We start from the raw sequence: 20,258 nt of genomic DNA on the forward strand, positions 1-20,258 counted from the left end.
GGTGATGGGGTCAGTTGCGCGCCTTGTGCGGCGCATGGGCGAACGCCAGGTCGTACACGGCATTGGGCAGCACGCGCAGCAGCTTGGCGACGACGCCCATCTGCCATGGAATCACGCGGTAGCTGTCGCCGTCGGCGATGGCGCGCGCGGCGCGTGCGGCGAATTTATCGGCCGGCATGAGGAAGGGCATGCGGTAGGCATTGTGGCGCGTCATTGGCGTGTCGATGTAGCCTGGCGTGATGGTGACGACCTTGATGCCGGCAGGTTTCAATTCCAGGCGCAGCGATTCGCAGTAGCTGATGACGGCCGCTTTCGAGGCGCTGTAGGCTTCGGCGCCGGGCAGGCCGCGGATGCCGGCCACGCTGCCGATGCCCACCAGGCGTCCGCTGCCCTGGGCCTTCATGGCGGCGATGAATGGGGCGAAGGTGGCCACGGTGGCCGTGACGTTGATGGCGATGAGGCGTTCGAAGGCGTCCAGGTCTTCCGCGTGTTCTGTCAGGGTGCCGTACGACACGCCGGCGCTGGCGATGACGGCGTCGATGCGGCCGGCGCAGGCGATGAAGTCCTGCGCCGCGCTTTTCAGGGCGGCGTGGTCGCACACATCGACGGCGTAGGCGCGGTGGCGTTCAGGGTGGGGCAGGGAGGCGATCAGCTGCTGCAGCGCGTCGCCGCGGCGCGCCAGCAAGCCCAAATGGGCGCCCTGGCGCGCGTACTGCAGCGCCAGGGCGGCGCCCAGTCCGCTCGACGCCCCCGTGATGAAAACGCCGTGCATCAGGCGATGCGCGCGTGCCGGGGCTGCGCCAGGGAAGTCGACATGCTTATTTCTTTTCCGCTTTGGCTTTCGCGACCAGCACGTCCATCACGGTGAGCGCCTGGGCGTTCAGCTGTTCTTCGTTCCTGGCCGACTTGCTGCCTTGATCGGCCTGCGATGGCGAGGTGATGTAGCGGCCGTCGATGGCGATCATGGGCCAGAACGTGACGTTATAGGCCTGCATCATGGCATCGGCCTTGCGCACGCGTGCCGAGATACCCATCGAGCGGTAGGTGTCGATGAATTTCTGGCGGTCCACGCCTTGCCGGGCGGCGAAGTCGAACACGGCTTCATCGGTGGCCAGGCGGTTGCGCTCGACGTGCATGGCGTGGAAGACCGTGGTGTGCAGCTTGTCGAGCAGGCCCATGGCTTGCAGGGTGAAAAACAAACGCTGTTGCGGCGCCACGCTTTCGTCGCGCGACACGTGCACGCGCTTGAAGACGATGTTGTCGCCCTGTTTCTTGACCCAGGCGGCCAGCTGCGGTTCGAGCACATTGCAATGCGGGCAGTAATAGGCGAAGAATTCCGTCACTTCGATCTTCTTGCCCGATTCCGTCGCCTGCGGCGCGGGCAGGGTTTCGTATTCGACGCCGTTCTTCGGCTCGGACGGCGAGGCCGATGCGCCCATGGCGGCGCTGCACAGGGCGGCGGCAAACAACAGCTTCTTCAGAAAACGCATGCTGGTTCCTTATTTTTGGTTGCGGACGACGGCGACATCGATGCCGTTTTCAGACAGCTTGGTGCGCGCGCGGTTCATCGCTTCGAGCTGGTTGAACGGACCGACGCGCACGCGGTGCAGCACGCCGGCGTCGGTGCTGCGGTCGCTGATGGCCGCTTCGAAGCCGAGCAGCGCCAGTTTGCCGCGCGTGCTTTCGGCGTCCGCCATGTCATGGAAGGCGCCGGCCTGCAGATAATAAATCCATTTATCGCCGGCTGCATCGGCCTTGGCCTCGGTCTTCGTTTCGGCCTTGGCCTGCGGCGCCGGTGCGGCGGCAGGCGTTTTCGGCGCCGGCTTGTCCTTCAGGGTGCCGATCAATTCCTGCAGCGCGTCCGGTGGCGGCGCCTTCGGCTGCTGCGCCGGTACTGGTGCCGGTGCCGGTGCCGGTGCGGCCGGCTGCGCCGGCGTGGTGATTTCGCGCGGCTCACGGGAGAAGTCGCGCGCCGCTTCCTTGGCCGCTTCCTTGTTGCCGTACATCGGCTTGTTCGGGTCGGCGATCTGGCCGGCCGTCGGTTCGGCCGATTTGCCGGCCTTGGGCGACTTGTCGGTGAATGGCGATGAACCCTTGGTGATCACCAGGGCGACCACTACGGCGATGCCCAGGCCGATGACCAGGCCGATGATGATGCCGACCAGGGTGTTGCCCTGCTGGCGCCGGGTCGAAGTAAAGCGGGAAGCGTGATTCATTGACGGTTAGACCTTCGCGATTACATTTTGTTTGGCGCGGATACGCCGATCAGTGCCAGGCCGTTGCGCAGCACCTGGCGCGCGGCGATCACCAGCGCCAGGCGGGCCATCTTGACGGCTTCGTCTTCGACCAGCACTTTTTCAGCGAAGTAGAAGCTGTGCAGGTTGGCGGCCAGTTCGCGCAGGTAGAAGGCGACCTGGTGCGGCCCCAGTTCAGCTTGCGCGCGCGCCAGCATTTCCGGGTAGGCGGCCAGGGTCGCCAGCAGGGTCGCCTCGGTCGGCGCCGTCAGGGCGGCCAGGTCGACGCCGGCGATGCTGCTTTCGTCGCCGCCCCAGTTTTCCAGGATGCGGCAGATGCGCGCATGCGCGTACTGCACGTAATAGACCGGGTTTTCATCGGTGGTTTTCAGCGCCACGTCGACGTCGAAGACGAATTCCGTGTCGGCTTTGCGCGAGATCAGGAAGAAGCGCACGGCGTCGCGGCCCTTGGCGATGTCGCCGCCGCCCGACCATTCGATCAGGTCGCGCACGGTCACGTAGGAGCCGGCGCGCTTGGAAATCTTGACTTCTTCGCCGTCCTTCATGACGGTGACCATCTTGTGCAGCACATAGTCTGGGTAGCCTTGCGGGATGCCCATGTCGACGGCCTGCAGGCCGGCGCGCACGCGCGCGATGGTGCCGTGGTGGTCGCTGCCCTGGATATTGATGGCCTGCACGAAGCCGCGCTGCCATTTCACCAGGTGATACGCCACGTCCGGCACGAAATACGTGTAGGTGCCGTCCGTCTTGCGCATGACGCGGTCCTTGTCATCGCCGAAGTCGGTGGTGCGCAGCCACAGCGCGCCATCCTGTTCATACGTGTGGCCGGCCTTGATCAAGGTTTCCACTGCGCTGTTGACCTTGCCGTCGGCGTACAGCGACGATTCCAGGTAGTAATTGTCGAACTTCACGCCGAACGCCTGCAGGTCGATATCCTGCTCGTTGCGCAGGTAGGTGACGGCGAACGGGCGGATCGAATCGATGTCGTCGACGTTGCCATTGGCCGTGGCGGGCAAGCCATCGCTGGCCGACACCGTCTTGCCGGCCTTGAAGTCGTCGGCGATGTCGGCGATGTAGTCGCCGTTGTAGGCCGACTCCGGCCATTCGGCGTCGCCCGGCTTGAAGCCGCGCGCGCGCGCCTGCACGGAACTGGCCAGGGTCTGGATCTGCACGCCCGCGTCGTTATAGTAAAACTCGCGCGTCACTTGATAGCCTTGCGCGTCGAACAGCGACGACAGGGCGTCGCCCAGGGCCGCCTGGCGGCCGTGGCCCACGTGCAGCGGACCGGTCGGGTTGGCCGAGACGAACTCCAGGATGACCTGCTTGCCGGCGCCGGCCGTGCTGCGGCCATAGCTGGCGCCTTCGGCCAGGATGGTCTTCACCACGGCTTGCTTGGCGGCAGCGGACACGCGCACGTTGATGAAGCCGGGACCGGCGATTTCCACCGCTTCGACCAGGCCCTTGCCGGCCGGATTGGCCAGCACGGCGGTGACGATGGTTTGCGCCAGTTCGCGCGGATTCTGTTTCAGCTGCTTGGCCAGTTGCATGGCGATATTGCAGGCGACGTCGCCATGCGATGCATCGCGTGGTCGCTCGAGCACCACGATAGGGGTCAGCGAGGTGCCGGCCAGGACGGGAGCGAGGGCGGCCTGGAACAGGGCGATGATTTCTTGTTTCTGTTGGGCGAGCATGAGCAGGATGGCGGCGAAACCGCGTTAAGAATGAATAGAATGAATCAAAAAGCAAAACGGACGGCAAGTACCCAAGCCGCCCAGACTGCGTTAATTATACTGGTTTGCTGCCGGGAACAATACGCTTGCCGGCGGGCGCGCCGTCGCGCCGCTTTTCACGATATTATCAGGAAGGCATGTCCATGTTGGTGCATGAAAACATCAGCATGGCGCATTCTGCTTGTATATATGCGGTTTTTTGCCGCAATTTACATTTATCACTGCAATCGCTTGGGCCAGAGGGCGCTACAAACGCTACAATCGACCCTTTATTGATGACGCGCGGCCGCGAGTGCCACCAGCTGCGCGCAGCTACACCGGATAACTATGAACAAGCGCCCCACGCTGAAATTGAAAACCAAGCCGGCGCCAGGCCAGGCGCCTGCCGCACCGAAATTGCGTCCCAGCTACCATCCCGACCTGAAACCGGTCTTGCAGCCGGGCTTCCAACCCGATTTGCGGGCCGACTCGCTGGCGTTTTGCCTGCTGGGCGCTGCCAATGCCGTGGCGCAAGTGCGCACGGGCACGGCCCTGCCGCAGGCGCTGGCCAAGGTATTTGCGCAATCGAACGCCAGCCCGCAGGCGCGCGGCGCCATCCAGGATATTTCCTACCGCACCATGCGCCAGCTGGGCCGCAGCGAAACCCTGGTCGGCCTGATGACGTCGAAGGCGCCGGAGCCGCCGATGCTGGCCGCGCTGCTGTGCTGCGCGCTGTCGTTGATGTCGGCCGAGCCGGGCGAACAGCCCTACGAAGAATTCACCGTCGTCGACCAGGCTGTCACGGTGGCGACATCGCACCCTGACCTGGCGCATGCCAAGGGCATGGTCAACGCCGTTTTGCGGCGTTTCTTGCGCGAGCGCAAATCCTTGCTGGAAGCGGCACTGCAACAGCCATTGGCGCAATGGAATTATCCGCAGTGGTGGATCGATTCGCTGCGCCTGGCCTATCCCCGCGACTGGCAAGCCATTTTGACGGCAGGCAATGCCGTGCCGCCGCTGACCCTGCGCGTGAACCGCCGCAAGAGCACGGTGGAAGCCTATCTGGCCGTGCTGGCCGGGGCGGGCATCGCCGCGCGCCAGGTGGGGCCGTTCGCCGTGCGCCTGGACAAGCCGATCGGCGTGGCCCTGATCCCCGGCTTCGAGCACGGTGTCGTCTCCGTGCAGGATGCTGGCGCGCAACTGGCCGCGCCGTTGCTGGACTTGCACGACGGCATGCGCGTGCTTGACGCCTGCGCGGCGCCGGGCGGCAAGACCTGTCATATCCTGGAGCTGGCCGACGTGCAGGTGACGGCCATCGATGCGGACGCCAAGCGCCTGCCGCGCATCGCGGAAAACCTCGAGCGCCTGGGCCTGGAGGCGACCCTGAAGGCGCAGGATGCGCAATCGGGCGCGTGGTGGGACGGCCAGCAGTACGACCGCATCCTGGCCGACGTGCCGTGCACGGCGTCGGGCATCGTGCGCCGCCATCCCGATATCCGCTGGTTGCGCCGTAAGGGCGACGCGTTCCAACTTGCAACACTTTCCTCCAAAATTCTGGACAACCTGTGGCAGATGCTGCGCCCCGATGGTAAATTGCTGTTCGTGACTTGTTCATTGTGGCCGCAGGAGTCCGAGGCACAGGCGGCTGCATTTGCGGTGCGCAATAATGCGACCCGTTTGACGGCGCCCGGTCAGCTGTTGCCAACTGGCAGCGCGGAGCAGGACCATGACGGTTTGTTCTATGCGCTGTTCCAAAAAAATGCGGCTTGAGCGATTCGTTCATACTTTTCCTACGGACACTATCGGCACACTTGTGACAACACGACTCTTCCGACTCCTGGCCCTGCTGCTGATGCTGGCATGTACCATGCCACGCGCGCATGCCGCCGATATGGTCGAGATCACGCGTGCCTACATCGAGGCTAGCGAAGAGGGCTACAAGCTGGCCGCCGCCTATTCGTTCGAGCTCAATCACGACCTCGACGACGCCGTGCAGCACGGCGTCCCCCTGTTTTTCACGACGGAAATTGAACTGACCCGGCCCCGCTGGTACTGGTTCGATGAAAAAGCCATCGTCGCGCGCCAGACCAGCCGCCTGTCGTACAACGTGCTGACGCGCCAGTACCATGTGTCGGGCGGCGGCCTGCAGCAAAGCTTTGCCAGCCTCGACGACGCCCTGCTGCTGATCCGCCGTCCCAGCCGCTGGCTGGTGGCGCGGCGCGGCGAGCTGAAAGTGGGGCAAACGTATAACGTGACCTTGCGTATGGGCATGGACCGCGACTATCTGCCCAAGCCGATACAGGTCAATGCCTTCAATAACAGCGACTGGCGCCTGGCTTCGAATAAAAAAACCTTCTTGTATACGGCGGAGTAGTGAGTCAAGCATTGCGCTATTTGCTGGTGGTGGGCGGCGGCATTGTCAGTATCCTGCTCTTCCTGCTGGCGTCGGCTTCCGACAATTCCGGCTTCTTCGACCGTTATTATTCCTGGCTGCTGGGGCTCAACGCGGCCGTGGCCGTGTCGCTGCTGGCGCTGGTCGGCATTTCGCTGGGCCGCCTGTACGCGCGCTACAAGAGCGGCAAGTTCGGTTCCAAGCTGATGACGCGCCTGGTGATGCTGTTCGCCGCCGTCGGCATCCTGCCCGGCCTGGTGATTTTTCTTGTCTCCGTGCAATTCGTTTCCCATTCCATCGAATCGTGGTTCAACGTCAAGATCGAGGCGGCGCTGGAATCGGGCCTGGAACTGGGCCGCGCGGGTCTCGATGCGGCCCTGGTCGAACTCGACCGCCGCGGCCACAAGGCCGTCGACGAGCTGCGCGCCGATCCCGTGGCCGGCCCGGCAGTGCTGACCAGCCTGCTGCGCGAAGAGGGCATGCAAAATGTCATGATCGTCAGCGGCGACGGCGTCCTGCTGGCCAGCGCCGGCCCGCACAGCGCGGCCGACCTGCCTACGCCGGCCATGCTGGCGCAGGCGGCCTTGCCGGCCGGCTACGCTTCGGCCGAGGGCGGACTGGAACTGCATGACGATGGCACGGAATCGGGCGGCGGCGGCATCCGCGCCGGGCCGCCGGCGGCGCTTGATGCGGCCGCCAGCCTGCGCCTGCGCGTGCTGGTGTCCGTGCCGGGGCCGTCCGTGTCGCCCCGCTACCTGCAATTGCTGCAATCGGTGCCGCCCAAGCTGGCCACCAACGGCGAGATGCTGCGCGCCGCCTACAGCGAATACAAGGAACGTTTCGTCGCGCGCGTGGGCTTGCGCAAGATGTACATGGAAATCCTCACCTTGACCTTGCTGCTGGCCATCTTTGGCGCCATCGGCAGCGCCTTCCTGATCGCGGGCAACCTGGCCCAGCCCCTGCTGCTGCTGGCCGAGGGCACGCGCGCCGTGGCCGAGGGCGATTTGTCGCCGCGCCCCATCGTCGCTAGCAAGGATGAATTGGGCACCCTGACGCAATCGTTCAACATCATGACGCGCCAGCTGCTCGATGCGCGCACGGCCGTGGAAAGCAACCGCGCCGCGCTGCAGAATGCCAAGGCCCACCTCGAATCGGTGCTGGCGAACATGTCGGCCGGCGTGATGGTGCTCGATGGCGATTTCAAACTGGTGACCTGCAATGAATCGGTGGAACGCATCCTCCAGCATTCGGGCGCCAGCATGGTGGGCCAGCCGCTGGCAAATATTGCCGGGATGGAAGAGTTTGGTTCCGCCATCATCAGCGCCTTCACGGCGCAGAGTGCGCAGTCGGCGTCGGGCCGCAACCTGCAGCGCCTGCACTGGCAACGCCAGATCGAGATCCCGCGCCGCCTGGGCAGCAGTGCCGACGAACACGACATCACCCTGCTGGCGCGCGGCTCGCGCCTGCCGCTGGAATCCGGCAACGGCTACATCGTGGTGTTTGATGATATTTCCGACGTCATTTCCGCGCAGCGCTCGATCGCCTGGGGCGAAGTGGCGCGCCGCCTCGCGCATGAGATCAAGAACCCGCTGACGCCGATCCAGCTGTCGGCCGAGCGCCTGCAGATGAAGCTCGATGGCAAGCTGGAGCCGCGTGACGCCGAACTGCTCAGCCGCGCCACCACCACCATCGTCAAGCAGGTGGACGCCATGAAGCGCATGGTCGACGACTTCCGCGACTATGCGCGCACGCCGCCGGCCGTGCTGACCCCGCTGCGCTTGAACGAGCTGATCGAAGAGATCCTGAACCTGTATTTGCGCGGCGACGACGGCGACATCATCCACCCGCAGCTGGCGCCGAATTTGCCGATGGTGATGGGCGACCCCACGCAATTGCGCCAGGTCATACATAACCTGTTGCAGAACGCGCAGGACGCCATGGCGGACCTGCCGCCGGAATCACCGCATCCGCGGATTGACGTGAGGACGGAAGCAATTCATTATCGCAGTGCGGACGGCGGCGTGAATATCGCCGTGCGGCTGGCCATCACCGACAATGGCCCCGGTTTTGCGCCGAAGATCCTGGCGCGGGCCTTCGAGCCCTACGTCACGTCGAAGGCGCGCGGCACGGGGCTGGGCCTGGCGATGGTGAAGAAAATTATCGATGAACATGGTGGACGCATCGATATCGAGAACCGGGTCGACGGCAATGGCGCTTCGGTGGTCATTTTGCTGTTAAAGTTAGCTCCCGACGCTCCGGCCCAGGAATTCCTGGCTTGAGAGTCTGGTTTAGTATTTAAAACACTAATAAAATCATAGTTGTCCGCGCGTGCCTTTTGTACGCGACGGCCGGCGAAATGAGGAAGGCAAGACACGAATGGCAAACATACTCGTAGTGGATGATGAAATGGGTATCCGTGAGTTGCTCTCGGAAATTCTGGGCGACGAAGGGCATGCTATCCAGCTGGCCGAAAATGCGCAGCAGGCGCGTGAAGCGCGTGCCGCCGGTGCGCCGGATCTGGTATTGCTCGATATCTGGATGCCGGACACCGATGGCGTGACCCTGCTCAAGGAGTGGCAGCGCGATGGCTTGCTGACCATGCCGGTGATCATGATGTCGGGTCATGCCACCATCGATACGGCCGTCGAGGCGACGCGTATCGGTGCGCTGAATTTCCTGGAAAAGCCGATTGCCCTGCAGAAACTGCTGAAAGCGGTCCAGCAAGGCTTGACGCGGGCGCAGGAAACCGTGCGCTCGCCGAGCGTGGCGCCGCGTCCCGCGGCGGCCGTCGTGGCCGAGGAAAGCAGCCATCCCGTGCCCAGCTTTGGCGGCAGCGCGCCGCAACAGCTGATGGTGCGCCCGGGCATCGCCGTGCCGGCGGTGGCCGAAGGCCATGGCTACAACCTGTCGTTCGACCTGCCGCTGCGCGAGGCGCGCGATGCCTTCGAGCGCATGTACTTCGAACACCACCTGGGCCGCGAAGGCGGCAGCATGACGCGCGTGGCGGAAAAAACGGGGCTGGAACGCACCCATTTGTACCGCAAGCTGAAACAGCTGGGCGTCGAACCGGGCAAGCTGGCCAAGAAAAGCCTGTGACGGCAGCCGCACGGCACGCTACGCCGCTGACCCTGGTCAGCGGCGGGCGTGCCGGTGAGCGCGAGGCTAGCATTGCGCAAGTCTTGCTGCCGCACCAGCCGTCGGCCGTGATCCTGGAAGGGTTGGCTGACGGCAACTCCATCCTGGCCGACCTGGCCGAGCACACCTCTCCATCGTTTCCATTGCAACTGTTGCGCATCGCGCCCGGTTGCCTGTGCTGCAGCGGCAATCTCGTATTGCGTGTAACATTAAATCGTCTGCTGCGCCATCCACCCGCGCGCCTGTTCATCAGCCTGGCCGACGCCTCGCACATCGAACAGCTGCGCACCTGGCTCACCGCCAGTCCCTACGATGCCCTGCTGGCGCTGCAAGCGGACATACTGGTTTCCTGATCGACGCTTTCCTGATCGAATTACCGCAGTCGCAGTTTGCATCTCGTTACAACTCTGTAGCCCCGCAGGGTGGCCCGGCCGCTTGAAATGGCGGGTGGGAACCCCACCTCTGTCCTGAAACCGCAGGAGCGTCTCCTGCCTGAGCGAAGGATGCAAAATGAACCTGATCTATAACAGCGAACAATATAGCGTCGTGGAATTCGGCGCCGACGTCGACCTGGAAGCCCTGCGCTTTGGCGGCTATGAAATCGTCGACAAGGGCGGCAAGCGCGAGACTTTCATTGCCGGCGTCCTGGCCCAGCATTTTCGCCGCGACGTCACGGAACTGATCGCCAGCGAACCGAGCATGGAAGAAATCGATGAATTTTTGGGCAGCTATGATTCCCTCATGAGTCAACCGGTCCTGTTGCACTGATGCTGGCTCTCTGATGGCCATCGACACCATACCCAACCGCCGCGCGGCATGGTATGGTGGCCGTGTTATTGAGCTGCAAACAGACCATGTGCCAACTTCTCGGAATGAATTGCAATGTCCCCACGGACATTGTCTTTAGTTTTACCGGCTTCGCCATGCGCGGCGGCCAGACCGATACCCACCATGACGGCTGGGGCATCGCCTTTTTCGAGGGCGCCGGCGTGCGCCATTTCGTCGACCACCAGGCGGCCATCGCCTCGCCCGTGGCCGAACTGATCAAACGCTATCCGATCAAGTCGCGCAATGTCATCGCGCATATCCGCAAGGCCACGCAAGGCCAGGTGGCACTGGAAAACTGCCACCCGTTCGTGCGCGAGCTGTGGGGTCGCTACTGGGTATTCGCCCACAATGGCGACCTGAAAGCGTTCCACCCCGTGTTGACGGGCAGTTACCGCCCCGTCGGCTGCACCGACAGCGAGCTGGCCTTTTGCTACCTGCTGCAGGAGCTGCACGCGCGCTTTGGCGACGCCCCGCCTGCCTTGCCGGCGCTGCATGCGGCGCTGGCCGAGCTGCTGCCGGGAATTGCCGCCCACGGCACCTTCAACATGATGCTGTCCAGCGGCGAAGCCCTGTTTGCCCATTGCTCCACCAGCTTGCACTATCTGGTGCGACAACATCCATTTCCAACTGCTACACTCTCCGATGACGACTTGAGCGTGGACTTTTCCCAGGTGACCACGCCGCTGGACCGGGTGGCCGTGATTGTCACGCAGCCGCTGACGACCGACGAGCAATGGACGGCGTTTGCGCCAGGCGAATTGAAATTATTTGTCGACGGGATGGTGCAAGTGGCCCCCGCCGCCTGATTTTTGACGACAATCGCCTTGATTGCTGCCAAAATACCCACAGCGCGGGCGGAATTCAGCTAAAGTATTGTCAATAGTGAACCTTGATGCGGGCGCTGCGCGGCCGGTGTCACTCGACGTGATTGATGAAGAGTTAATGATCGATATTTCCAGCAACGACATCACCCCGAAACCCTTGCGCGTGCGCGAGTTCTATCTGGGGCGACAACCTATCCTTGACCGCAATCAAGCCTTGTTTGGCTATGAGTTGCTATTTCGCAACGCCCCGGTCGGGCCCGCCAACATTACCAGCGACCTGTCCGCCACGGCTTCCGTCATCGCCCACGCTTCCCAGCTGGGCATGGAAAAAGTCATCGGTGACGCGCTCGGTTTCGTCAACGTCGATGCCGACGTGATCATGAGCGATATCTTCGTTTTCCTGCCGCGCGAGAAAGTCGTGCTGGAAATCGTCGAATCGATGCAGGTCACGCCTGCCTTGCGCGCGCGCATCAGCGAACTGGTGGGCCATGGCTTCACCTTCGCGCTGGAAAACGTGGTGTCCGATACGTCGCAGGTGCAGGAATTGTTGCCGTTGGTGCAATACGTCAAAATGGATATGAGCACCGTCGACCCGAAGGTGCTGGCAGCGCTGGCGCCCCGTTTCAAGCAGGAAAACAAGAAACTGGTGGCGGAAAAGGTCGAGACGCGCGAAGAATTCAAGTCGGGCCTGGACCTGGGCTTCGATTACTTCCAGGGTTATTACTTTGCCAAGCCCGCCATCATGACGGGCAAGAAGCTGTCGCCGTCGCAACTGGCCGTCATGGAACTGATGACTTTGGTCACCTCGGACGCCGACAACATGGATATCGAGCGCGCCATCAAGCGCGACGTCTCGCTGGCCCTGAACCTGTTGCGTTTGGTCAATACACCAGCCGTGGGCGCCCGCCAGCGCATCGATTCGCTGAGCCAGGCCGTCACCGTGCTGGGCCGCCGCCAGCTGCAGCGCTGGCTGCAAATCATGCTGTACGCGGAACCAAGCAAGCGCGGCCATAGCATGACGCCGCTGCTGATGCTGGCGACCACGCGCGGCCGCCTGCTGGAATTGCTGGCCCATAAACTGCGCCCGAACCACGCCCACTCGGCCGATATCGCCTTTACGGTCGGCATCATGTCCCTGATGGACACCCTGTTCGGCGTGCCGATGGCGGAAATCCTGAAACAGATCGAAGTGATCGACGAAGTGTCCGAAGCGCTGCTGTCGCGCGAGGGTTTTTACGGCGACCTGCTGCGCCTGGCCGAATGCATCGAGCGCATCGAAGACATGGAAGGCGAGATCGTGCCGACCCTGCGCGACCTGGCCATGTCGCCGGACGACCTGGTGGAGCTGGAAATGGCGGCCTACGAATGGAGCGACAACGTCGTCCGCTACGCTCTGTAGTTGGCACCTGACCAAACCTACTGCGCGTCGGCATAGGCGGCTTGCGATGCTCACCGGCTCGGCTTCCCCGTACTGAGTACGGCTCCGCTTCTCGGCCACCTCTTCCTTCCGCTCGCTACGGTTTTGTCAGGCGCTGAGACGTCGCGTATCTGCGGTGCTGTTCGTATTTTGAAAAGCCCTGCACGGCTTAGCCGTGGCAGGGCTTTTTTGCGCCGCTACGCGGCGGCGCCGGGCCAGTGCTTGTGCAGCTCGGGGTCGGTGCGCAGTTCCCACAGGGCCAGCACGACGACGGCGATGCCGACGAGCAGCTCATTCCACATGACGACGCGCTGATCGGCCAGCCGCAATACCCACGGCGAAACGGCGACCCAGACGCCTACCAGCAAATTGACGACGACGGCCCAGAAATAGGTCTTGTACAGGTCGAAGGCGGCCAGCACGGCGATCACCAGGCCCGAGATAAAGGCGTTGAGCATCTGCGGCGAGCCTTCGGGATAGGAAAAGGCCCAGGGCGAAACGATCAGCCACAGGCCCAGCAACAGGATCACCTGATCCTGCCAGCGTTTCAGTTTGAAAGTGGTTGCCATAATACCTCCTTGCCGGTTAGGGAACGGGCCGGAGCGGGCATGCAGCATGCCGGCCGGCATACTGCGTTAGTGCGCTGCGGCGCGCGATAAGTTCCGCGCGCCTTGTGCTTATATTATGACAGATTCGGCGCCAGCCAGCGTTCCACGTCCTCGACCCTGGCGCCGCGGCGCCTGGCCATGTCTTCCACCTGGTCCATGCCGACCTTGCCGACGACGAAGTATTTCGACTCCGGGTGGGCGAAATAGAAGCCGGAGACGGCCGCGCCGGGGAACATGGCATACGATTCCGTCAGCTGCATGCCGATTTCCCCGGCCTGCATGACTTCGAACATCTCTTTCTTGACCGTGTGCTCGGGGCAGGCCGGGTAGCCGGGCGCCGGGCGGATGCCGACATATTTCTCGGCGATCATGTCGTCGTTGCTCAGGTGCTCATCGGGCACATAGCCCCACAAATCCTTGCGCACGCGCTCATGCAGGTATTCGGCAAACGCCTCGGCCAGGCGGTCCGCCAGCGATTTGAGCATGATGGACGAGTAATCGTCGTGCGCATCCTCGAAGCGCTTTTCGTACTTTTCGATGCCCAGGCCGGACGTCACGGCGAACATGCCGATGTAATCCTTCACGCCCGAAGCCTTCGGCGCGATGAAGTCGGCCAGGCACTGGTTCGGCCGCTGCACGCCGTCGACCACGGGCTTGACGCCTTGCTGGCGCATGCCGTAATACGTGAACGCCACCGTACTGCGCGTATCGTCGGTGTACACCTCGATATCGTCGTCATTGACGCTATTGGCCGGCAGCAGGGACACGACACCGTTGGCCGTCAGCCAGCGCCCGTCGATGAGCTTTTTCAGCAAGGCCTGGCCTTCCGCATACACCTTGGTGGCCGCGTCGCCCACCACTTCATCCGTCAAGATGGCGGGGAAGGGGCCGGCCAGGTCCCAGGTCTGGAAGAACGGGCCCCAGTCGATGTAGTTGGCCAGGCTGGCCAGGTCGACATTTTTAAACACGCGGCGGCCGATGAACTTCGGTTTCACGGGCGTGCACGGGCCGTCGAAGGGCACCACCATCCGGTTGGCGCGCGCCTGCGCCAGCGGCAGGATGGGCAGGGCCTTCTTGTTGGCGTGCTGTTCGCGGATGCGCGCGTAGTCGAGTTCGATGTCTTCCACGTACTTGTCGCGCTGTTCCGGCGTCAGCAGCGATTGCGCCACGGACACGGAACGCGAGGCGTCCGGCACGTAGATGACGGGGCCGTCGTAGTTGTGCGCGATTTTCACGGCCGTGTGGGCGCGGCTGGTCGTGGCGCCGCCGATCAGCAGGGGAATCTTGAGCATGCGGAAGTGTTCGTCGCGCTGCATTTCCTTGGCGACATACGCCATTTCTTCCAGCGACGGCGTGATCAGGCCGGAAAGGCCGATGATGTCGGCGTTTTCCACCTTGGCGCGGGCGAGGATTTCCGAGCAGGGCACCATCACGCCCATGTTCACCACTTCGAAGTTATTGCATTGCAAGACTACCGTGACGATATTCTTGCCGATGTCATGCACGTCGCCTTTCACGGTCGCCATGATGATCTTGCCTTTCGGCTTGGCCACGATGCCCGTGCGCTGCTCTTCCAGCAGCTTTTCTTCCTCGATGAACGGAATCAGGTGGGCCACGGCCTGCTTCATCACGCGCGCCGATTTCACCACTTGCGGCAGGAACATCTTGCCCTGGCCAAACAGGTCGCCGACCACGTCCATGCCGGCCATCAAGGGACCCTCGATCACGTGGATGGGGCGCCCGCCATTGTGCAGCAGTTGCTGGCGCGCTTCTTCCGTGTCTTCCACGATGAATTGCGTGATGCCGTGCACCAGCGCGTGCGACAGGCGTTCCTGCACCGTGCCTTCGCGCCAGGCCAGGGTTTGCGCTTCGGCCTTGCCGCCCGCCTTCAGGGTGCCGGCAAATTCGATCATGCGCTCGGTCGAGTCTTCGCGGCGGTTCAGCACCACGTCTTCCACGCGCTCGCGCAATTCCGGGTCCAGGTTGTCGTACACGCCCACCATGCCGGCGTTGACGATGCCCATGGTCATGCCGGCCTTGATGGCGTGGTACAGGAAGACGGTATGGATGGCTTCGCGGGCTGGATCGTTGCCGCGGAAACTGAACGACACGTTCGACACGCCGCCCGAAATTTTCGCGTATGGCAAGTTTTCCTTGATCCAGCGCGTGGCGTTGATGAAGTCGACGGCGTAGTTGTTGTGCTCTTCGATGCCGGTGGCGACGGCAAAGATGTTCGGGTCGAAAATGATATCTTCCGGCGGGAAGTCCAGCGCATCGATCAACAAGTGATATGCGCGGGCGCAAATCTCGATCTTGCGCTCGAAGGTGTCGGCTTGCCCTTTTTCATCGAAGGCCATGACGATGACGGCGGCGCCGTAGCGGCGGCACAGTTTTGCCTGGCGCAGGAATTCCTCTTCGCCTTCCTTCATGGAAATCGAGTTGACGATGGCCTTGCCCTGCACGCATTTCAGGCCCGCTTCGATGACCGACCATTTCGACGAGTCGACCATGATGGGCACGCGCGAAATATCGGGTTCCGAGGCGATCAGGTTCAAAAAGCGCGTCATGGCGGCCAGCGAGTCGAGCATGGCCTCGTCCATGTTGATATCGATCACTTGCGCGCCGTTTTCCACTTGCTGGCGCGCCACGGACAGGGCTTCGTCGTATTGCTCGTTGAGAATCATGCGCGCAAACGCCTTCGAGCCCGTGACGTTGGTGCGCTCGCCCACGTTGACGAACAGCGATTCGTCGTTGACGACGAACGGTTCCAGGCCCGCCAGGCGCAGGTCGCGCGACGGCGCCGGCACGGTGCGCGGCGTGTTTTTCGACAGCAACGCGCCGATGGCGGCGATGTGCTCGGGCGTGGTGCCGCAGCAGCCGCCCGCCATGTTCAAAAAGCCCGCGTCGGCAAATTCGCGCAGCAGGGCGGACGTGTCGGCCGGCAACTCGTCGAAGCCCGTGTCGCTCATGGGATTGGGCAAGCCCGCGTTCGGGTAGATGCAAACAAAAGTGTCGGCGATCTTGGCCAGTTCTTCCGCATACGGGCGCATCAGGGCGGCACCCAGCGCGCAGTTCAGGCCGATGGTCAGCGGTTTCGCGTGGCGCACGGAATTCCAGAAGGCGGGCACGGTCTGGCCCGACAGGATGCGGCCCGAGGCGTCCGTGACGGTGCCGGAAATCATCAGCGGCAGGCGCACGACGGTCGGATTTTGCTCGTAGAACAGGTCGATGGCGAACAGGGCCGCCTTGCAGTTCAAGGTATCGAAGATGGTTTCCACCAGCAGCACGTCGGCGCCGCCTTCCACCAGGCCCTGCGTCTGCTGCAGGTAGGCGGCCACCAGCTGGTCGAAACTGACGTTGCGCGCGGCCGGGTCGTTCACGTCGGGCGAGATCGACGCCGTCTTCGGCGTGGGGCCCAGGGCGCCGGCGACGAAGCGCGGCTTGTCCGGGGTGGAATACTTGTCGCAGGCGGCGCGCGCCAGCCTGGCCGCCTGCACGTTCATTTCATAGGCCAGGTGGGCCATGTGGTAATCGTCTTGCGCAATCGTCGTGGCGCCGAAGGTATTCGTTTCGATCAGGTCGGCGCCGGCCGCCAGGTAGCGCTCGTGGATTTCCTGGATGATGTGCGGCTGCGTCAGGGTCAGCAGCTCATTGTTGCCTTTGACAAACAGTTCGCGCGCGCCGCTGTCGGCCGGCGCGGCGAAGTCGATGAAGCGGCCGGCGGGGCCGCCACGGTACGCTACTTCGTCGAGCTTGTATTGCTGGATGATCGTGCCCATGGCGCCGTCGAGGATCATGATCCGCTGCGCGAGGATGGCGCGCAAGGTGGCTTCGGTCGGGGACATGGCGGGGATCACGGTATCGTTCATTTCATGCTTTCAATAGGCAAACGGGCGGCGGCGCGGCGACAGGGCGGTTGCAGGCCAGCGGGGTCAGCTGGCGGGGAGAGCCGGCCCGGTAGGGCAGGCAGAAGGTGGCAATCGCCTGAATCACCGGGTCTAAAATTATACGGCATCAGGCTGCTTTGGTTTTGGGCAAAAGCGGTGCCAGGCCCGTCCGTGGTGACCCGCGCAACACTTTGGCCCGCTCGCGGCCATGCGGTGAAATGACATGCCTGGAAATCTTGCCGAAAAAGTTGATTTCTCCGGAAAATTGCATCAATGACATTTGTTTTGTGCTGTGGGGAAATATCCACATGTGCCGGGCGACGATGTTGGCATGGATGGCGGGGCTGTCGCCGTGGCGGGAAACAACCTTGATGTCAAGCAATGCAGAGCGCGGCGAGTCATGCTTGAAATCAAATTCGTGCGAGTTGCCTTGTCATTGCCATCAAAATTCATTAGATCAAAAGCATTAATAGTTGTTACTTAGAATTAAACTCACCGATAATATTGGTTCCTAGAAATTATATTCTCACCAAAAGTCACCAATATGTCCCAGATCCCCCGTCGCGCTCCCGGCTGCACGCTGTTCGACCATGGTTGCAAGCCATGAAAAATCATTTGCTTGTAGCGTTGTTTCTCGTGCTGGGCCTGTCCGCCTGCGGCGGTGGCGGTGGTGATGCCGCGGGTGGGGCGTCGTCGGGCACGGCCGTCCTCGCGCCTGCCGTGACGGCCGTGTCGGCGACGAATGTTGCCGTCGGCGCCAGCCTGGTGCTCACGGGCACCAATTTGAGCCGCGCGACGGCGTTCCAGGTGGGCGCCGTGACCGTCGCCGCCAGCGCCGCCAGCGACACCAGCGTCACCCTGGCCATGCCGGGCGCGCCCGTTGCGGGCGTCCTGAGCCTCGTCAGCGCGGCCGGCACGGCCACCACGGCGTACAGCGTCAACGTGTACCAGCCATTGACGGTTGCCAGCGTCACGCCGGCCCTGGGCGGCGCCGGTTCCAGCGTCACGGTCACGGGCAAGGGCATGGGCGCCGTCACGGCGGTGCAGTTCGGCAGCGGCGCGTCGGCCGTTCCGCAGAGCCAGGGCGCGGCCAGCGTCACCGTGGTGGTGCCCGTGGGCGCGGCGACAGGACCGCTGACCCTGCGTGGCCCGTACAACGACGTCATCAGCAGCGACAGTTATACCGTCCTGCCCAGCGTGACGGTGACCTCGATCAGCTCGCTGGTCAATGGCGCGACCTTGTCCGTGACCGTGCAGGGCAGCAATCTCGACCAGGTCAGTGCCGCCTCGGTGGGCAGCACGCCGGCCAGCATCGTCAGCGTCAGCAGCAGCCAGCTGATCTTGTCCGCGCCGGCAGAGGCGACAGGCAATGTGATGCTGTCGGCAGCCTCGCGCATTGCCGTCAATGCGGGCACGGTGGCGGCCTTTACCCTGGGCAGCATTGATTTTGCGCAAGTTCTCAACTTGAACGCCAGCAACACGGCCCTGCGCCTGACGCGCGGCAAGCCGGCCGCCGTGCGCGTGCCCGTGCTGGCCCCGCAAGCGGGGCAGGCCAGCCCGGTCGTGACCTTGAACGCCACGGCCGCCAATGGCAGCGCTCTGGGCAGCATCACCATGAGCGGGCCGTCGGTCTTGCCGACGGCCACGAGCGAATACAGTTTCAGCGGCAATTTCAGCGCCATCCTGCCGGCGAGCTGGATCTTGCCTGGCGTGCGCGTGCGCGTGACGGCCGTCGGCAGCGACGGCGTGCAGGTAAGCCAGGAGGCGGCGCCCGTGGTGGCCAGCCTGGCCAGGATCCGCCTGGTGCTGGTGCCCTTGAGCACCGACGATGGCCTGGCGCAAGTGCCTGACGTCGAGGCGATCCGTGCCGCGCTGCTGCGCGTGTATCCGTATGCGGCGGAAAATATCAGCATCACGACGCGCGCCGCACTGAGCATGCCGGGCAGCAGCACGGCCGACAGCTGGTGGAGCGATGCCCTGGGCAAGCTGGAAAGCAGGCGCGCGCTGGAAGACAGCGGGGCCTATTATTACGGCCTGGTGCCGAAGATGTCCGTCACCAATGCAGCCGGCCTGGCCTACATCAACCAGCGCACCGGCAGCGACGACTTCACGTCGGCCATCGGCCTGGATGCCAAGTTCAACACCAGCGCGGCGATCGATCCGTTCGGCAATAGCTGGCCTCAATGGCTGACCACGCTTGTACATGAACTGGGCCACAATCACTCGCTGCAGCACATCGCCTGCGGCGGACCGGCCAATGCGGTGACCGATTATCCGTATGCGGACGGCAACCTGGGACCGCAACCCCTGTACAACAGCAACTATGCGGGCAGCATCGGCCAGTTGAGCAAGGCCGTCTACGGCGCTACGCCGATGAAGGATGTGATGAGCTATTGCAGCGGCGCCTGGTTCTCCGATTACAGCTATACGCGGGTGCAGCAATTCCTGGAAAAACGCAGCACGCAAGTGACGGGCAGCAATGTCCTGGCCGCCAGCATGGCCGTTGCCGAGAATGGCTATCTGACCATTTCCGGCCGCATCACGCCGGCCGGCGTGGTCCTGCATCCGGCCGTCGCCTCGTCCGCGCGCATGGGCGCTCCGGCCAGCGGCAGCAGCCATGCCTATACGCTGCGCGTGTTGACGGCGTCCGGACAGACTATCGACTTACCTTTCGATGCGGCCGCCCTGGCCGATCACGGCGGCAGCGCCATCAGCCATTTCCGCGTCAGTTTCGCCAATCCCGGCGATATCAGCGACGTGCAAGTATTGTCAAAAGGCAAGCCTTTGGCCCAGACGGCACGCCCGGCGCGCCGCAGCAAGGCGGCCGCCAACGACGCCAGTTTTGACGCCACGCAAAGCGATGGCAAGCTGGCGCTGGTCTGGGATGCGCAGGCGGAGCCGTATGCGGCCGTGCTGCACGTGGCCGCCGATGGCCGCAAGACGCTGGTCGCCAGCGGCTTGACCGGTGGCAACGCCAGCGTCGACGTGAGCGTCTTGCCGGCCGGCGGCCGCTTCGAGGTCAGCCTGTCGTCGTCCGTGGGCGGACGCCTGATGAAGGTCATGCGCCGCTAAGCGCCGTGGCCGGACGTAAAAAGGGCTTGCCGCGGCAAGCCCTTTTTTTATGGCCGTGACCCGTCCTGGAATAAGTTGACACTTTTTCGTTACAGAGAAGGAGTGTCCGATGGAACAAGGGTTTCGACGCA

At 63.3% G+C, this 20,258-nt stretch carries 16 protein-coding genes; 9 read left to right on the forward strand and 7 right to left on the reverse strand.

Going from position 1 to position 20,258, the window contains the following annotated elements:
• Positions 1 to 10 precede the first annotated feature (10 nt).
• The 4 genes from AC07VI_RS27880 to argS are packed head-to-tail and all read right to left on the reverse strand — an operon-like array spanning position 11 to position 3,946.
• On the reverse strand, positions 11 to 772 hold the full coding sequence (locus AC07VI_RS27880) for an SDR family oxidoreductase (protein WP_086144942.1): 762 nt from the start codon (positions 770 to 772) through the stop codon (positions 11 to 13).
• 46 nt (positions 773 to 818) lie between these two features.
• Entirely contained in the window at positions 819 to 1,490 is a 672-nt protein-coding gene (locus AC07VI_RS27885) for a thiol:disulfide interchange protein DsbA/DsbL (protein WP_086144941.1), read from the reverse strand.
• A gap of 9 nt (positions 1,491 to 1,499) precedes the next feature.
• On the reverse strand, positions 1,500 to 2,216 hold the full coding sequence (locus AC07VI_RS27890) for an SPOR domain-containing protein (protein ID WP_492992440.1): 717 nt from the start codon (positions 2,214 to 2,216) through the stop codon (positions 1,500 to 1,502).
• 20 nt (positions 2,217 to 2,236) lie between these two features.
• Positions 2,237 to 3,946 (reverse strand): arginine--tRNA ligase, encoded by a 1,710-nt coding sequence (gene argS / locus AC07VI_RS27895; protein ID WP_099419653.1) that lies wholly within the window; start codon positions 3,944 to 3,946, stop codon positions 2,237 to 2,239.
• A 366-nt stretch (positions 3,947 to 4,312) separates the two neighbouring features.
• Here argS and rsmB point away from each other — a divergent pair, with 366 nt between their 5' ends.
• The 8 genes from rsmB to AC07VI_RS27935 all read left to right on the forward strand — a co-directional run bounded on the left by rsmB (position 4,313) and on the right by AC07VI_RS27935 (position 12,542).
• Positions 4,313 to 5,734 (forward strand): 16S rRNA (cytosine(967)-C(5))-methyltransferase RsmB, encoded by a 1,422-nt coding sequence (rsmB, locus tag AC07VI_RS27900; RefSeq protein ID WP_086144938.1) that lies wholly within the window; start codon positions 4,313 to 4,315, stop codon positions 5,732 to 5,734.
• 97 nt (positions 5,735 to 5,831) lie between these two features.
• The gene (locus AC07VI_RS27905; protein WP_226936265.1) at positions 5,832 to 6,338 is read left to right on the forward strand and encodes a DUF4390 domain-containing protein; all 507 of its coding nucleotides are present in this window, start codon (positions 5,832 to 5,834) and stop codon (positions 6,336 to 6,338) included.
• A complete protein-coding gene (locus tag AC07VI_RS27910; protein ID WP_492992443.1) occupies positions 6,338 to 8,635 on the forward strand; it encodes a sensor histidine kinase in 2,298 nt (765 codons plus the stop codon). The genes AC07VI_RS27905 and AC07VI_RS27910 overlap by 1 nt, the downstream gene beginning before the upstream one ends.
• A 97-nt stretch (positions 8,636 to 8,732) precedes the next feature.
• Entirely contained in the window at positions 8,733 to 9,452 is a 720-nt protein-coding gene (locus AC07VI_RS27915; RefSeq protein ID WP_086144935.1) for a response regulator, read from the forward strand.
• Positions 9,449 to 9,844, forward strand: coding sequence for a GTPase (locus AC07VI_RS27920; protein ID WP_086144934.1), 396 nt, complete (start codon positions 9,449 to 9,451; stop codon positions 9,842 to 9,844). Before AC07VI_RS27915 ends, AC07VI_RS27920 begins: the two co-directional genes overlap by 4 nt.
• Before the next feature lie 157 nt (positions 9,845 to 10,001).
• A complete protein-coding gene (locus tag AC07VI_RS27925; RefSeq protein WP_010393222.1) occupies positions 10,002 to 10,259 on the forward strand; it encodes a BTH_I0359 family protein in 258 nt (85 codons plus the stop codon).
• Positions 10,260 to 10,345: 86 nt separating this feature from the next.
• Entirely contained in the window at positions 10,346 to 11,125 is a 780-nt protein-coding gene (locus AC07VI_RS27930) for a class II glutamine amidotransferase (protein WP_492992446.1), read from the forward strand.
• Between the two features lie 136 nt (positions 11,126 to 11,261).
• On the forward strand, positions 11,262 to 12,542 hold the full coding sequence (locus tag AC07VI_RS27935; RefSeq protein WP_086144933.1) for an EAL and HDOD domain-containing protein: 1,281 nt from the start codon (positions 11,262 to 11,264) through the stop codon (positions 12,540 to 12,542).
• A 215-nt stretch (positions 12,543 to 12,757) separates the two neighbouring features.
• Here AC07VI_RS27935 and AC07VI_RS27940 read toward each other — a convergent pair whose 3' ends face one another.
• The 3 genes from AC07VI_RS27940 to AC07VI_RS27950 form a co-directional block, all read right to left on the reverse strand.
• Positions 12,758 to 13,129, reverse strand: a complete 372-nt coding sequence (locus AC07VI_RS27940; RefSeq protein WP_086144932.1) for an SPW repeat protein — start codon at positions 13,127 to 13,129, stop codon at positions 12,758 to 12,760.
• 113 nt (positions 13,130 to 13,242) lie between these two features.
• Positions 13,243 to 17,037 (reverse strand): methionine synthase, encoded by a 3,795-nt coding sequence (gene metH / locus AC07VI_RS27945; protein WP_226936262.1) that lies wholly within the window; start codon positions 17,035 to 17,037, stop codon positions 13,243 to 13,245.
• A gap of 145 nt (positions 17,038 to 17,182) precedes the next feature.
• Entirely contained in the window at positions 17,183 to 17,437 is a 255-nt protein-coding gene (locus AC07VI_RS27950; RefSeq protein WP_139842434.1) for a hypothetical protein, read from the reverse strand.
• A gap of 233 nt (positions 17,438 to 17,670) precedes the next feature.
• Between AC07VI_RS27950 and AC07VI_RS27955 the strand changes: the two genes are divergently transcribed.
• Positions 17,671 to 20,127, forward strand: coding sequence for an IPT/TIG domain-containing protein (locus AC07VI_RS27955; RefSeq protein WP_494808830.1), 2,457 nt, complete (start codon positions 17,671 to 17,673; stop codon positions 20,125 to 20,127).
• Positions 20,128 to 20,258: the final 131 nt, after the last annotated feature.

This window comes from Janthinobacterium sp. GW821-FHT03A03, from assembly GCF_059421435.1.